Origin of the sequence: Marmoricola sp. OAE513, assembly GCF_040546585.1 — a bacterium.
Taxonomy (GTDB): domain Bacteria; phylum Actinomycetota; class Actinomycetes; order Propionibacteriales; family Nocardioidaceae; genus Marmoricola.
Map to the genome: position 1 here is coordinate 2923239 of NZ_JBEPOC010000001.1, position 14607 is coordinate 2937845.

At 70.2% G+C, this 14607-nt stretch carries 14 protein-coding genes; 3 read left to right on the plus strand and 11 right to left on the minus strand.

The window, feature by feature from the left end:
* Positions 1–82: 82 nt before the first annotated feature.
* Positions 83–1255, plus strand: coding sequence for an acyl-CoA dehydrogenase family protein (locus tag ABIE44_RS14650; protein ID WP_209716063.1), 1173 nt, complete (start codon positions 83–85; stop codon positions 1253–1255).
* Between the two features lie 93 nt (positions 1256–1348).
* Here ABIE44_RS14650 and ABIE44_RS14655 read toward each other — a convergent pair whose 3' ends face one another.
* From ABIE44_RS14655 to ABIE44_RS14685, 7 genes are all read right to left on the minus strand, one after another.
* The gene (locus tag ABIE44_RS14655; protein WP_209716060.1) at positions 1349–2398 is read right to left on the minus strand and encodes an NAD(P)-dependent alcohol dehydrogenase; all 1050 of its coding nucleotides are present in this window, start codon (positions 2396–2398) and stop codon (positions 1349–1351) included.
* 46 nt (positions 2399–2444) lie between these two features.
* Entirely contained in the window at positions 2445–2819 is a 375-nt protein-coding gene (locus tag ABIE44_RS14660; protein ID WP_209716057.1) for a nuclear transport factor 2 family protein, read from the minus strand.
* Positions 2820–2853: 34 nt separating this feature from the next.
* Positions 2854–4815 carry a CHAT domain-containing protein gene (locus tag ABIE44_RS14665; protein ID WP_209716054.1) on the minus strand — a complete coding sequence of 654 codons (1962 nt, stop codon included), beginning with the start codon at positions 4813–4815 and terminating at the stop codon, positions 2854–2856.
* 483 nt (positions 4816–5298) lie between these two features.
* Positions 5299–7056 (minus strand): S8 family peptidase, encoded by a 1758-nt coding sequence (locus tag ABIE44_RS14670; RefSeq protein WP_209716050.1) that lies wholly within the window; start codon positions 7054–7056, stop codon positions 5299–5301.
* 9 nt (positions 7057–7065) lie between these two features.
* A complete protein-coding gene (locus ABIE44_RS14675; protein WP_209716046.1) occupies positions 7066–7596 on the minus strand; it encodes a hypothetical protein in 531 nt (176 codons plus the stop codon).
* Positions 7596–8177, minus strand: a complete 582-nt coding sequence (locus ABIE44_RS14680; RefSeq protein WP_354438099.1) for an RNA polymerase sigma factor — start codon at positions 8175–8177, stop codon at positions 7596–7598. Before ABIE44_RS14680 ends, ABIE44_RS14675 begins: the two co-directional genes overlap by 1 nt.
* A gap of 164 nt (positions 8178–8341) precedes the next feature.
* Positions 8342–8725 carry a hypothetical protein gene (locus ABIE44_RS14685; protein WP_209716041.1) on the minus strand — a complete coding sequence of 128 codons (384 nt, stop codon included), beginning with the start codon at positions 8723–8725 and terminating at the stop codon, positions 8342–8344.
* A 66-nt stretch (positions 8726–8791) separates the two neighbouring features.
* On the opposite strand from ABIE44_RS14685, the gene ABIE44_RS14690 reads away from it, so the two are divergent.
* Positions 8792–9526: a dienelactone hydrolase family protein gene (locus ABIE44_RS14690; RefSeq protein WP_209716038.1), complete on the plus strand. Its 735-nt coding sequence runs from the start codon at positions 8792–8794 to the stop codon at positions 9524–9526.
* On the opposite strand, the gene ABIE44_RS14695 is transcribed toward ABIE44_RS14690, so the two are convergent.
* The 4 genes from ABIE44_RS14695 to ABIE44_RS14710 are packed head-to-tail and all read right to left on the minus strand — an operon-like array spanning position 9520 to position 13997.
* The gene (locus tag ABIE44_RS14695; protein ID WP_209716035.1) at positions 9520–10395 is read right to left on the minus strand and encodes a crotonase/enoyl-CoA hydratase family protein; all 876 of its coding nucleotides are present in this window, start codon (positions 10393–10395) and stop codon (positions 9520–9522) included. The genes ABIE44_RS14690 and ABIE44_RS14695 overlap by 7 nt on opposite strands.
* A complete protein-coding gene (locus tag ABIE44_RS14700) occupies positions 10392–11573 on the minus strand; it encodes an LCP family protein (protein ID WP_209716032.1) in 1182 nt (393 codons plus the stop codon). The genes ABIE44_RS14695 and ABIE44_RS14700 overlap by 4 nt, the downstream gene beginning before the upstream one ends.
* 10 nt (positions 11574–11583) lie before the next feature.
* Positions 11584–12663, minus strand: a complete 1080-nt coding sequence (gene metX, locus ABIE44_RS14705; RefSeq protein WP_354438102.1) for a homoserine O-acetyltransferase MetX — start codon at positions 12661–12663, stop codon at positions 11584–11586.
* Positions 12664–12668: 5 nt separating this feature from the next.
* Positions 12669–13997: a bifunctional o-acetylhomoserine/o-acetylserine sulfhydrylase gene (locus ABIE44_RS14710; protein WP_209716029.1), complete on the minus strand. Its 1329-nt coding sequence runs from the start codon at positions 13995–13997 to the stop codon at positions 12669–12671.
* Between the two features lie 91 nt (positions 13998–14088).
* Between ABIE44_RS14710 and ABIE44_RS14715 the strand changes: the two genes are divergently transcribed.
* Positions 14089–14592 (plus strand): acyl-CoA thioesterase, encoded by a 504-nt coding sequence (locus tag ABIE44_RS14715; RefSeq protein ID WP_209716026.1) that lies wholly within the window; start codon positions 14089–14091, stop codon positions 14590–14592.
* The last annotated feature ends 15 nt before the right edge of the window (positions 14593–14607 follow it).

Genomic DNA, 14607 nt, shown 5'->3' on the forward strand with positions numbered 1-14607 from the left:
CGCTCGGTCAGCGGGTGTTCCATGACGGAGATCACGGCGTCCGCGGTTAATGAGCGTTCACCCCAGATTTAGTATGGACCCCATGGATTCTGACTTCCCGCTGTACGGCCTCTCCGAGGAACACCGCGAGATCCGCAAGGTGATCCGTGAGATCGCCGAGGCGAAGATCGGCCCGTTCGCCGCTGCGGTGGACGAGGAGGCCCGGTACCCGCAGGAGGCCGCCGACGCGCTGCTCGCGACCGGCTTCCACGCTCCGCACGTGCCCGAGCAGTACGGCGGCGCCGATGCGGACGCGCTGGCCACCGTGCTCGTGATCGAGGAGGTCGCGCGGGTCTGCGTGTCCTCCTCCCTGATCCCGGCGGTGAACAAGCTGGGCTCGCTGCCGGTGCAGATCTCCGGGTCCGAGGAGCTCAAGGCGAAGTACCTGTCCAAGCTGGCTGCCGGTGAGGGCGGGTTCTCCTACGCGCTGTCCGAGCCGGACGCCGGGTCGGACGCCGGTGGCATGACCACCCGCGCCGTCCGCGACGGCGACTCCTACGTCCTGAACGGCGTGAAGCGCTGGATCACCAACGCCGGCGAGTCCGAGTACTACACCGTCATGGCAGTCACCGACCCCTCCTCGCGCACCCGCGGCATCTCGGCGTTCGTCGTGGAGAAGTCCGACGAGGGCGTCTCCTTTGGCGCGCCGGAGAAGAAGCTCGGCATCAAGGGATCTCCGACCAAGGAGGTCTACCTCGACAACGTGCGGATCCCCGCGGACCGGATCATCGGCGCCGAGGGCACCGGGTTCGAGACCGCGATGCGCACCCTCGACCACACCCGCGTCACCATCGCCGCGCAGGCCGTCGGCGTCGCCCAGGGTGCGCTCGACTACGCGCTCGAGTACGCGATGGAGCGCCAGCAGTTCGGCAAGTCGATCTCGGAGTTCCAGGGCCTGCAGTTCATGCTCGCCGACATGGGCATGAAGGTCGAGGCTGCCCGCCAGATGACGTACGCCGCCGCCGGTCGCTCCGAGCGGGGCGACACGGACCTCACCTTCTTCGGCGCCGCGGCCAAGTGCTTCGCCTCCGACGTCGCGATGGAGGTCACCACCAACGCGGTGCAGGTCCTCGGTGGCTACGGCTACACCCGCGACTACCCGGTCGAGCGGATGATGCGCGACGCCAAGATCACCCAGATCTACGAGGGCACCAACCAGGTCCAGCGCATCGTGATGGCTCGCCAGCTGCTGGCTGGTGTCCAGGCGATGCTCTGACGCTGCGGACACCTCTGGCTCCGTCCCACGAACATCACGACGGGCTCTGACCGGCTCAGGAGAGCGGTCAGAGCCCGTCGTGCACGTTCGGCGTCAGCCGACCTTGATCGTGCTGGTGTCGATGACGACCCGGTAGCGGACGTCGCCGGCCACCACGCGCTCGTATGCCGCGTCGACCTCGTCGGCGGTGATGGTCTCGATCGTTGCGCCGATGCCGTGCTCGGCGCAGAAGTCGAGCATCGCCTGGGTCTCCGGGATGCCGCCGATGTTCGAGCCGGCGAGCACCTTGGAGCCGCCGACGACCGCGAACGGCGCGACGTCGTAGTTCTCGCTCGGGATGCCGACGTTGACCAGCGCGCCCTGCGGCTTGAGCAGGCCGAGGTAGTCGTTCATCGCCAGCGGAGCGCTCACGGTGTTGATGATCAGGTCGAACTTGCCGCGGTTCTCGGCGAGCGTGCGGCGGGTGGCCGCGATGTAGCCGGTCGCGCCCAGAGCGGTCGCGTCGTCCTTCTTGTCCTCGCTGCGCGAGATGCCGGTAACCTCGGCACCCAGGGCGGCAGCGAGCTTCACGGCCATGTGGCCCAGGCCGCCGAGGCCGACCACGGCGACCTTCTTGCCCGGACCGGCGCCCCAGCGCTGGAGCGGCGACCACACGGTGATGCCGGCGCACAGCAGCGGGGCGGCCTCGTCGAGCTCGATGCCCTCGGGGATTTTGACGGCGAACCGCTCGGTGACGACGACCTGCTGGGCGTAGCCGCCGAGCGTCGGGTTCCCGTCGTAGCCGCGCCCGTTGTAGGTCATCACGTTGCCGTTCAGGCAGAACTGCTCCTGGCCGTCCTTGCACTGCTCGCAGTCGCCGCAGGAGTCGACCATGCAGCCGACGCCGACCCGGTCGCCGACCTTGTGGCGCGTGACGGCACTCCCGACAGCGGCAACGGTGCCAGCGATCTCGTGACCCGGGACCATCGGGAAGATGGCCCGGCCCCACTCCTCGCGGACCTGGTGGATGTCGCTGTGGCAGATGCCGGCGTACGCGATGTCGATGAGGATGTCGTTGTCGCCGAGGTCGCGGTGCTCGACGGTGCGCTGGACGAACGGTGCGCCGGCGGACTCGGCGACGAGGGCAGAAGTCTGGATGCTCATGACTTCATCGAACACCCGCGGTCAACCCGGCATTCCGCCGGGTGCCTCACTCGAAGGTGAGGTCCCCGTCGTTCCACCACGCGCGCATGGTCGTGATCAGACCGGCCTCGTCGAAGGTCATGACCTCCATCGGCTGCATGACCGCGAAACCGGCGCCGGTGTCGGTGGAGATGTGGAAGTGGAACGCCGCCTCGCCACCCGCGGTGCGGATGGTCAGCAGCTCGGTCGTGATCTTCAGCGACTCGATGGTCGCGTAGAAGCCGCGGATCGCGTCACGTCCGTGCAACGGGTCCGAGCCGACCGGGTCCTCGAGGGTGGCGTCCTCGGCGTACAGCGCCGCGATCTCGTCAGCGGTCCCGGTCGCGACCAGGCCCAGGTAGGTGCGGACGGTGGCCTCGGCCTGCTCGTTCGTGATTGACATAGAACATGTTCTACCGCAGATACGGACGCGGCGCCTACCACCCGGCACCGAAGCAGAGCAGCGGCACGATGTCGTCGGTCTCCGCGCTGACCTGGGCCAGCGCGTCCGCCGGCGCGGTGCCAGCGGCGACCAGCTGGTGCCAGGACGCGAACACCTCGCAAGCCAGGTCGTCGGCCAGCAGCGCGAGCGAGGAGATCACGGTGCGGGCACCGGCGTGCAGCCAGACCGCGCTCATCCCGACGGACTCCTCGCCGTGCAGCACCGAGGACTGCCCCAGGTCGCAGGCCGACAGGACGACCACCTCGGGGACGCGGGGCAGCAGGTCGATGTCGTGGCCGAACCACGGACCGTCGGCCAGCTCGACCGCCGCGAAGAGCGGGTGGTCCCCGGGGTGCGATCCGTGTCCGGCGATGTGCAGCAGGTCGGTCCGTGCGGCCAGCCACCCGGCGCGGGCGGAGTCGGCCTCGGGGCCGGCGAGGACGTGACCGCGCGGCCAGCTGTCGTTCGCGCGGCGTACCTCCTCCTCGGCACGGGCCAGCCGTGGCCCGGCCAGGAACCCCGCTTCCCGTACGGCGGCGATCGGGCGGTCTGCGGCGTTGAGCCAGCTGGTCGCCGACGTCGGGACGGTGACCGGGCGTCCGACCAGGCCGGGGAGCTCGGTCCAGGGGGTACCGGTCAGCAGGGCCGACGGCGTGAGCACCAGTCGTCGGTAGCCGACCGTCGCGAGGGTCGGGCGGATAAGCACGTCGGCGACCTTGGCGAGGTCGGCACGCAAGGAGGTCTTCACGGTGTCGCCCATCGGGGTGCCGCGGTTCTGTGCGGCGAAGTCGAGGTCGGCGGCGATGCGGTCGAGCAGGGTGCGGACCGGCGCGGCATCGCCGAGCGGGATCACCACCGCCTGGTCCGCGGTCACGGCGAGCGCGGTGAGCGTGCCGTCCAGGACGATGTGCGCGATCAGGGCGCTGTCGTCCACGGCCAGCCGGGTCTGCAGTGTCGCGAGGTCGGCCGGCTCACCGACGGTGCCCTGCGCCGCGAACCAGCTGTGCGCGCGGATGCGCTCGCGGAGCCGGCGTCGGGTGGCCAGGTCGGACGGATCGGCAACGCGGAGCGCAGTCAGGTCGGCCGCGAGCTCAGGGTCCGGCGGTGGCCGCAGCGAGGTCACCCGGGACGCCAGCGCGCGAGCGCGTTCGGACCACTCGAAGACCACTGTGGGGCTGCCGTCGGCCATCGCGGCCCGGAGCCCGAGGCGCGCCAGGTGCTGGCCGTGGCCGACGGCAGATGTCTGCAGGTCCAGGCTGCCGAAGGTGGACTGCCAGGCGTGCAGCTCGGCGAGGCCCTTGCGGGCGTAGTCCCGAGCGCGACCGTGGTGCTCGTGAGCGGCCGCGATCTCGGCCCGCACCTCCCGCGCGAGAAGGCGGGAGGTGATGGGGGAGTCCTGCGTCGTCCGAACCCTGGCCGCGCGGACGGCTGCCTCGACGAGGTCGCGCTTGCGCACAGCGTGGCGGGCCGAGTGCAGGATCAAGCGGTCGGCATCCTGCCGGTGGCCGGTAGTACGCAGCGCCTCGGCGAGCTTGTCCGCGCGACCGAGCAGGCTAGGGGCCGGGCGACCGCCCTCTACCTCGGCGATCACGGCGAATGCGCGGGCTCGGTCGGCCCACGCCGTGCTCCCGTGCGTGGCGAAACGGCGTGCTGCGCTCTGGGCGAGCGAGCGGCTGCGAGCTGGGTCGTCGAGGAGCAGGGTCCTTGCCAGTATCAACTCGCACTCGGCCTGGAAACGGGGCAGCTTCTCGCGCCCGTACGCCGCCGCCGCCTCTTCGAGGGCGGCCGCGGCCTCATGTGTGCGACCCGACGCCAGCAGTACTTCCGCGCGATCCTGTTGGACGATGGCAGCGTTCACCCTCGACACCTTGGACAGGGTGTCCGCCGCAGCGTCCATTCCACGGATGGCCGCAACCAGGTCGTTGCGCAGCAGGTGGGTGTACCCGACGTTGAACAAGGCTTTGGCATGCTCGATCTCGTCGCCGGCCCGTTCGAAGTAGTGAGCGGCGTTTGAGAAGTCCGACGCTGCATCGGCCGCAGAGCCACGTTGGAGGTGAAGCCCCCCTCGGTTCAAATAGGTTCGGCCGAGATGATCCGGCTCATCTCGCAAGCGGTCGATCGCCGAGTCGAAGTGCTGGGTCGCGCTGACCTGGTCACCCCCACGCATGAGAAGCAGGGCGAGTTGGGACTCAGCCAACCCCAAAGAGAGCGGAGACGCACCCGGCCGAGAAAGCACCCGTTCGCACAGAAGGACCGCATCGCGGAGATGACCAGTCTCCGCGGCGCCGTATGCCTCCGTCACGTCGAGGCGATCGATCAGGTCCGGATCAGCCGTGAGAAGTCGTGCGCGCCCAACGAGTTCCAACGCCGTCGCGTAGTCGTTGGCGTTTCCGGCCGCGACCGCCCTGCTGTGAAGCTCTTCAGCGCTACTCACGCGACCTCACGGCTCGAGCTTCTTCTTCTGGTCGCTGCCCTGGGTGATGAGAGGCCAGGCCCTGGCGACTGCCGACTTGCTGTCGTCCGCAGTCTTCGGGACGGGGCCCATCCACTGGGCCATCAGACCGGCCCACAACGGCGCCGCGAACGAGGTTCCACTCCATAGCCCGAACCCGCTGCGGTAGTCGTCCGGGTCGATGGACTCCCGGATCCGGCCGTCGAGGTTGATCCGGGCCACCGGTTCGTAGCCGCCCTCGAAGTTCGTCGGCACGGTGCTCATCACGGCCGCGCCGGGCGCGAAAGCGCGCACCCAGTCCCCGGCGTTGCTGAACAACGCGTCGCTCCCGTTCGGGTTGAGGGCGCCGACGGAGACGACCGGGACCACCGAGCCGTCGACCTTGTAAGGCCCGTTCCCCGAGATCCACGGCGAGAACGCAGCAGGGAAGCAGGGGCGCAGCGTCGAGTCGTTCCCGGCCGAGACCACCACAGTGACGCCCAGCGCGCTGAGGTCCGCGAGCGGCTTGTGCAGCGAGGCGTCAAAGGCGATGTCCTCGGCCGTCTCGTGGTAGTAGCCGAGCGAGAGCGCGAGGATGTCGATGGCACGACCGCCCTCCTGGTTCTTGCGGTATCGGTTGACCAGCTCGGCGATCTTGCCGAGCGCGGTGAGCAGGTCGCTCTCGGTGATCGGTCCGGCCGACGGGGTGATTCGCCACGCGAGGATGTCGGCGTCCGGGCAGGCCTGGTGCACCAGGCCAGCCATGAAGGTCCCGTGGCCGGAGAAGGTGTCGAGATCGCCGTCGAGCATGCCCGCCTGGTCCGGGATGACGTCGGGTTCGAGCGGGTTGGTCTTGCTCGCTTTCCCGTAGCCGATGTCCTCGCCGTCCAGCTGGATGCCCTTCTGGACCACGTCGTCGAGCCACGGGTGCGTGCCGCAACCCGTGTCCAGTAGCGCAACCACCGGGCGACGTCCCCCGCCGAGCGCATCCTCCGAGATCCTTCGAGGCTCCGGCCCGACGTAGGCGATGGGCTGACGACCGCCCGACCCCGGGTAGCCGTAGGAGTCGACGGCGCCGCCTGACCCTTCAGTCCACGGATGCCCGGAGGTGAACGGGTGGCCGGAGGTGAACGGGTGGCCGGACGTGAACGGGTGACCGGAGGTGAAGGGGTGACCCGAAGTGAAGGGGTGACCCGAAGTGAACGGGTGACCCGAGGTGAACGGGTTGGCCGTGACATCACCGATCATCAACAAGTGGTCCAGGCCGAGCCCGCCGACCCGGCTGCCACGGTGCCGACGCACGCGTTGGAGAAGCACCCAGGCATCGGGTGCTTCGGGAGCGCTGTCGTCAGGAGCCAGGCGGAGCACGGCGAAGTGAGTCCGGTACTCCGGCGGAGCGTCCTCCTCGAGAGGTTCGATCGCTGCGAGACGGTCGGCGTCGTCGGTGTCGACGACGATGCCGAGCTCGCCGGCGATCAGGACGATATCCGCCAGCAGATTGCTCTCGGTGAGGAGTGCCTCCTGCGAGACCATGAGCCGCGTGGCGGCGTACCAGGTCGGTTTGGGCGCGAACCCGCCCGGTGCTGGGGGCAGCGCCTTCGCCGGGTCCAGGCCGCGCGGTCGGATCTCCTTCAGGCGGGCTTCCTTGGCGGCCGCGACCGCGGCCATCCGTGCTTCTCGTCGTGCGGCAGACGCGTCCGCGTCCTCGCGACTGAGCCGTTCTGCGCGACGGTCGAGCCAGGTGGGCTTGTTCTTCTCATCAGGCATGGCGGAACCTCAGATCCAGAAGGGAGGGGTGACAAGCGGACGGGCACTGCCGGGCCCCGAGGCCTGGTCCGAGACTGGTTCCGAGACAAAGGTGAGGCGGCACGCCCCGGTCGGCGTGACCGGGAACTCGAACCGCCCCGACTCACCGACGCGGGTCTCGTCGGTGGTGGGTTTCTTGCCCATCGAGGTCAGGAAGACCGTCATGGGCTGGGCGGGCACGACCCAGCCGTCGAGGCGCGCCTGGCGGGCACTCCGGGAGATCCGCACCTGGACGCGGAAGCCCGGCCCGAGGTACTCCAGCGACCAGGTGCCCACCTCCTCGGGTGCGCGCAGCATGGTGACCGAGCGGACACCGGAGAGCTCCTTGTCCCACTCGACCAGGGTCAGCAGCTCGGCGTCGAGGTCGTTGGTCTCGATCCGCGCGAGCACGCCCTCGGCGAGGTCGTCCGGGGGAGGGTCGAGCTCGTCCCAGAGCTCGGCGATCGCGTCGAGCAGCTCGGCGTCGGCGGGCGTCTCGGTCGGCTCCTCGGGATCAGCCATCACGCGGCTCCTTCGCTGACCAGCTCGGCACGGAGCTTGTCGAGGCAGCGCGCCCGGGTCGGGCCGATGCTCCCGACCGGCATGTCCAGGGCGGCCGACACCTCGGCGTACTCGGGGCGCGGCCCCGCGGCGAGCATCCGCAATAGTGCCTGGCAGCGCTGCTCCAGCCGGCTGAGGCAGAGCCGCAGCCGAGCGCGGTCATCAGCGAGCACCACGTCGTCCTCGGGTCCGTCGACCACCGGCAACGAGGAGCCCAGGACGTCGTCGTCGGTGGCCTGCTCGCGGCGCACCTTCTTGCTCGTCCGCCAGGCCTCGCGACGCGCGGTCGTGCACAACCAGCCGGAGACGGCCATCGGGTTCTCGATGGTGGGCGCGTGGTCGACCAGCGCGAGCCACGCGTTCTGGACGACGTCCTCGGCCGAGGCCCGGTCGAGTCCTGCCGCGCGGGCGATCTGCCACAGCGTCGGACTGAGCAGCCGCACCAGCTCGTCGAGCGCCTCCCGGTCGCCGTCGCGCCACGCCGTGAACGCGGCGGCCGACGCCGTCCACCGGGTAGTACCTGGACCTTGCACGTTGATCACTTCCCCACCGAGGAACAACGATTGCCGCGTGACACGACCTGGGGAAAATCTAGTGGAGCCGACGGGGCACCGACAGACGTACGAGCAGGTCAGAAGGGGTTTTGCCGCCAGCTTCGACACGGCGAAACAGGGGCATACCGACGCAGGTGCGCACATACGGGTCCTCAGATCCAGAACGGCGGCGTGGCCGGTGGGCGCCCGGGGGTGGGCAGGACGAAGCTCATCCGGCACGCACCGTTGGGGGCGGTCGGGAACTCGAACCTGCCGGAGTCGCTGACCTGCGCCTCGAGCACGACGGGGTGCCGCAGCAGCGAGGTGAGGAACACCTTGATCGGTTGGGCCGGCGACATCCAGCCGTCGACCCGGACCTGACGCTGCCGGCGGGCGATCCGGAGCTGCACGTGGAAGCCGGGGCCGAGGTACTCCAGCGACCAGGTGCCGACCTCGTTGGCGATCGAGGTCGGGGCGATGCTGCGGACGTGGTCGAGGCCGGCGGGGTCGTCGACGAGCACCAGGTCCTCGGGCCAGGGGGCGTGGAAGGCAGTCACACCGACAAGGAGCCCCGGACCGGGCCGGTGATACATCGATCCCTGGTTAATCTGACGAGCGTGCCGATGATCGAGATCGATGTCCCCGGAGGCAGGGCCGAGGCCTGGCTCAGCCGGCCCGCGGAGACCCCGGCGCCGGGAGTCCTCCTCTACATGGACGCGATCGGTCTGCGTCCGCAGATCTCGGCGATCGCCGACCGGATCGCCTCGTGGGGCTGCACGGTGCTGGCGCCGAACGTGTTCTGGCGTGACGGCCGCACGGACCAGCTGGCACCCACCGGTGACCTTCGCGAGCCGGGAGCACGGGACGCGTTCTTCGCCGAGGTCGGGCCCCGGATCGCCTCGCTGGCCGGGGGCCGCACGCTGGCCGACATCGACGCGTACGTCGGAGCGTTGCGGGCGCTGGAGGAGGTGGCGCCGGGCCCGATCGGGGTCACCGGTTACTGCATGGGTGCGCGACTCGCCGTACGGACGGCCGCGCGGCACGAGGACGTCGCCGCGTGCGGCGGTTTCCACGGCGGCAACCTGGTCACCGAAGCGGAGGACAGCCCGCACCGCGGGCTCCCCACGGCCCGGGCCGAGTTCGTCTTCGGCCACGCCGACGGAGACCGGTCGATGTCACCCGAGGCGGTCGAGGCCCTGGGCGTGGCCCTGACCGAGGCCGGGCTCGCGCACAGCAACGAGATCTACCCCGGGGCACCGCACGGGTACGTCATGGCGGACACGTCGATGTACGACGAGGCGGGTGCGGAGCGGCACTACAGCGAGCTGCGGGAGCTGCTGGAGCGCACGCTTCAGTAGATCTCGGGGGTCTCGCTCGCCTTGCCGGTGAAGACCGGGTCGCGCTTCTCGAGGAACGCGGCCACGCCTTCCTTGCCGTCGCCGACCGAGGCGTGCCACATGGCCAGGCTGTCCGCGCGGTGCGCCTCGAGCGGGTGGTCGGCCGCGGAGTTGCGGTAGAGCATCTGCTTGGCCAGGGCCAGGGCCACCGGTGACCGGCCGACGACGAAGGACCGGGCTAGGCGGTAGGCCTCCTCGAGCAGGTCCTCCGGCTCGTGCACCGAGCGCACCAGTCGTCCGGCCAGCGCCTGCTCGCCGGTCATGATCTCGGCGGAGTAGACCCACTCCAGGGCTTGCTGGATCCCGACGATGCGCGGAAGGAACCAGGTGGAGGCGGCCTCGGGGACGATGCCGAGCCGGCCGAAGACGAAACCGATCCGGGCCTTCGTCGAGGCCAGCCGCAGGTCCATCGCCAGCGTCATCGTGGCGCCGATGCCGACGGCCGGGCCGTTGATCGCGGCGATGACCGGCTTGGGGCACGCGTGGATCGCCAGCGTCACCTTGCCGCCGGTGTCCCGGACGCCGGTGTTCACGGGCTCGTCGTACAGGCGGTCGCCGGCGACGTCCGCCGGGGTCGGGGAGAGGGTCTCGTCCAGGCCGAACACGTTGCCCTCGGCAGAGAGGTCCATGCCGGCGCAGAACGCCCGGCCGGCGCCGGTGACCACGATCGCCCTGACCGCGTCGTCGGACGCGACGTCGAGGAAGAACCGTTCGAGCTCGACCGCCATGGTCACGGTGAACGAGTTCAGCGCGTCCGGTCGGTTGAGCAGCAGGGTGGCGATGCCGTCGTCGTCGACGGAGACCTCGAGGGTCTCGTAGGTGTAGGTCACTTCGTGAATCCTGTCGGGGTGCAGAGGGTCGGACCGACGTCGTCGGTGCGGTCTTCCTTGATGAGCTGGAGCAGCTTGAGGGCACGCCCACGATCCCAGTGGATCGCCTGGTCGCGGATCGGCATCCCGCAGGTCAGACCGTCCTTGCCGTTGACCTGGGTCATCGCGCGGGCGAACTTGCCCAGGGCGATCACCCCGGTGCCGTCGCTGACCTTCAGCGTCGAGGTGCCGGCGTTGACGACCCGGGAGTAGCGCCACGGGTTGATCACGGTCATCGGGGTGGCGACCTTCTTGCCGAGCGCCGTCACCACTTCGCGCTGGTGCTGCGCGCGGGTGATGTCGCCGTACCGCTGGACGTAGCGCGAGCGTGAGTAGGCGAGCGCGGTCACGCCGTCGACGGTCTGGCAGCCCTTCTTGATGTTGAGGTTCGCCTTCTTGTCCTTCATCCGCTTCTTCGGGCAGATCTCGACGCCGTCCACCGCGTCGACCGCCTTCACCAGACCGCCGAATCCGATCTCGACGTAGTGGTCGACGTGCAGGCCGGTGTTCTTCTCGATCGTCTTGACGAGCAGCTTCGGCCCGCCGAACGCGAACGCGGCGTTGATCTTGGTGGTGCCGTGGCCGGGCACCGGGACGAGGGAGTCACGGGGGATCGAGAGCAGCAACGGCTTCCCTCCGCCGAGGTGGAGCAGCATGATCGTGTCGGTGCGCTGACCGATGTCGCCGACGCCACCGGCGCCGTACTTCTTCAACTCCTCCTTCGTCAGCCCGGCGCGGCTGTCGGAGCCGACGATCAGGTAGGTCGTCCCGTCCTGCTCGGCGGGTCGCCCCGAGGCGGGGAACGCGTCGACGTCGTCGATCTTCTTGATCGCGGTCATCGGCACGGCGACGAGGAAGGCGAGCCACGCGAGGATCAGCAGCGGCACGCCCCAGCGGATGATCCGCCAGACCGGCCAACGACGTCTGCCGCCCGGGCTCGAGCCCGGCTCCGGTGCCGGCGTGGGGGAAGGCGTGGGGGCAGGGCGTCGCGGCGGGGGAGGCGGGGTCGAGGACTTCCCGCGGGCAGGCGGCGACGTCGGGATCACCCGGGTCTGCTCGGGCTCCTCGCGCTGGACCGGACGGCCCTTCTTTCCGTAGAGCCAGTCGTACTCGGGTGGCTCCTGAGGGTCATCAGGCATGCGGAAGACGCTACAGGGCGACCCGTTGCGCGTCGTGGACCCCGCCCCGGTCTCCGACCGCCAGGTCGAGGGTCTCGCGCACGACGGCGCCGACCTGCCCCGCCTCGACGAGGAACCCGTCGTGCCCGTACGTCGAGGTGATCACCCGGAGCGGTCCGGCGGTCGGGATCGCGGTGGCCAGCTCGCGCTGCTGGTGCAGCGGGTACAGCCGGTCGCTGTCGACGCCCGCCACCACGGTGGGCACCCGGAGGCGGGCGAGCGCTGCGCCCACGCCGCCGCGCTCGCGACCGACGTCGTGGAAGTCCATCGCCCGGGTCAGGGCGACGTACGAGCCGGCGTCGAAGCGCCCGACGAGCTTGTCGGCCTGGTGCTCGAGGTAGGAGACGACCTGGAACATCTCGTCGTCACGCTGGTCCCGACCGAACCGCAGGTCGAGCTCGGTCGCGCTGCGGTAGGTCAGGTGGGCGATCCGGCGCGCGATCCCCAGCCCGTACGCCGGGGTCTCGCCGGCCCGGTCGTAGTCGCCGCCCTGCCAGTGCGGGTCCCCGGTGATCGCGGCGACCTGGGTCGACTGGGTGCCGAGCTGGTCGGCGGACGCGGCGGCGGAGGTGGCCAGCACCAGCAGGGCACCGACCCGGTCGGGGTAGCTCAGCCCCCACTCCAGAGCACGCATGCCGCCCATCGATCCACCGAGGACCGCGGCGAACCGGTCGATGCCGAGGTGGTCGGCCAGCCGTCGTTCGGCGCGGACCTGGTCGCGGATCGTGATCGCCGGGAAGCGCGACCCCCACGGTCTCCCGTCGCCGGCGAGGGTGGCCGGACCGGTGCTGCCCGAGCACCCGCCCAGGACGTTGGCGGACACGACGTACCAGTGGTCGGTGTCCAACGGCTTGCCCGGGCCGACGACCTGGTTCCACCAGGTGGCGGCGTCCGCGTCGCCGGTCAGGGCGTGCAGGACCAGCACCGCGTTGCGGGGGCGTCGCGCCGGGACGGGGGTGCCCCAGGTGCGGAAGGCGATCTCGAGCTCGTCGATCGTGCCGCCGCGCTCGGGCCGGAACGACCCGAGCACGGCGACGCGGGAGGTCGGCACCGGCCTCAGGCCTCCTTGGCGGCCCGGAAGCCGGCCTCGAGGTCGGCGGTGATGTCGGCCAGGTTCTCCAGGCCGACGGCGAGCCGCACCAGGCCGGGCGTGACCCCGGTCGAGATCTGCTCCTCGGGGCTCAGCTGCGAGTGCGTCGTCGAGGCCGGGTGGATCACCAGGCTGCGCACGTCGCCGATGTTGGCGACGTGGCTGTGCAGCTCGAGCGCCTCGACGAAGCGCTTCCCGGCCGCCACGCCCCCGGCGATCTCGAAGGCGAGGACGCCTCCGACGCCGCGGGGCGCGTACTTCTGCGCGCGCTCGTGCCAGGGGCTCGACGGCAGTCCGGCGTAGTTGACCGAGAGCACCTCGTCGCGGCCCTGCAGCCACTCGGCGACGGCCTGGGCGTTGGCGACGTGCCGCTCGACGCGCAGGCTCAGGGTCTCGATGCCTTGGGCCAGCAGGAAGGCGTTGAACGGCGCGATGGCGGCACCGAGGTCGCGCAGCAGCTGCACCCGGGCCTTGAGGATGTAGGACAAGTTCGCGCCGAGGTTGGCCGCCAGCTCCGAGCCGACGCCGAGGTCGCGGGCGTAGACCAGGCCGTTGTAGCTCGGGTCCGGGGTGTTGAAGTTGGGGAACTTCTCGGGCTGCGCCGCGTAGTCGAAGTTGCCGCTGTCGACGATCACGCCGCCGATGGCTGCTCCGTGACCACCGAGGTACTTGGTCGCCGAGTGCACCACGACGTCCGCGCCGTGCTCGAACGGCCGGATCAGGTACGGCGTCGCGATGGTGTTGTCGACCACCAGCGGGACCCCGGCGGCGTGCGCGACGTCGGCGACCGCGGCGATGTCGAGGATGTCGATCTGCGGGTTCGAGATCGTCTCGGCGAAGAACGCCTTGGTGTTCGGGCGGACCGCGCGGCGCCAGGCGTCGAGGTCGTCGGGCTCGTCGACGAAGCTGACCTCGATGCCGAGCTTGGCGAAGGTGTAGTGGAAGAGGTTGTAGGTGCCGCCGTACAGGCGGGCGCTGGAGATGATGTGGTCGCCGGACTCGGCCAGGTTGAGCAGCGCGAGCGTCTCGGCGGCCTGTCCGCTGGCGGTCAGCAGCGCTCCCGCGCCGCCCTCGAGCGAGGCGATCCGGTCCTCGACCGCGGCCTGGGTCGGGTTCTGGATGCGTGTGTAGATGTTGCCGAACTCCGAGAGCGCGAAAAGGTTCGAGGCGTGCTCGGTGCTGTTGAACGTGTACGACGTGGTCTGGTAGATCGGCAGCGCGCGGGCGTTGGTCTCGCCGTCCGGGGTCTGGCCGGCGTGGATCTGACGGGTCTCGAAGGACCAGGCGTTGGACATCGTTGTCTCCAGTTCGTGGGGTGGGTCCGATGACTATTTATACTAAGTCACTGTACTAAAGAGACAACAGGTGGACGGCTACCGTTCTCGCATGGAGCCGCTGCCGCCGTCGTACAGCGCCGTCGCGCTGACGCTGATCGCCCGTCAGATCCACGTGAACCTGCTCGGCAACGTGCACGGGGGCGAGGTGATGCAGCTCGTCGACTCCACTGCCGGCGCCGTCGCCGGCCGGCACAGCGGGGGACCGGCGGTCACCGCAGCGATGGACGAGATGGCCTTCCTGGCGCCGGTCCGGGTCGGAGACCTGCTCCGTGCGACCGCGCAGGTGAACTGGGCAGGACGGACGTCGATGGAGGTCGGCGTCCGGGTCGAGGCCGAGCCGTGGAACCAGGCGGGGACCACTCCGGTGCACGTGGCCACGGCGTACCTGGTGTTCGTCGCCGTCGACGCCGCCAACGCTCCGCGCGAGGTCCCGCCGCTGGCTCCGCAGACCCCGGACGAGGTGCGACGGATGCGCGAGGCCGAGATCCGGCGGGCGCACCGCCTGGCCCGCAAGGCCGAGATCCTGGAGGGGCGCACGCACACGGGCGGCTGAGAGAAGGCTGTGACA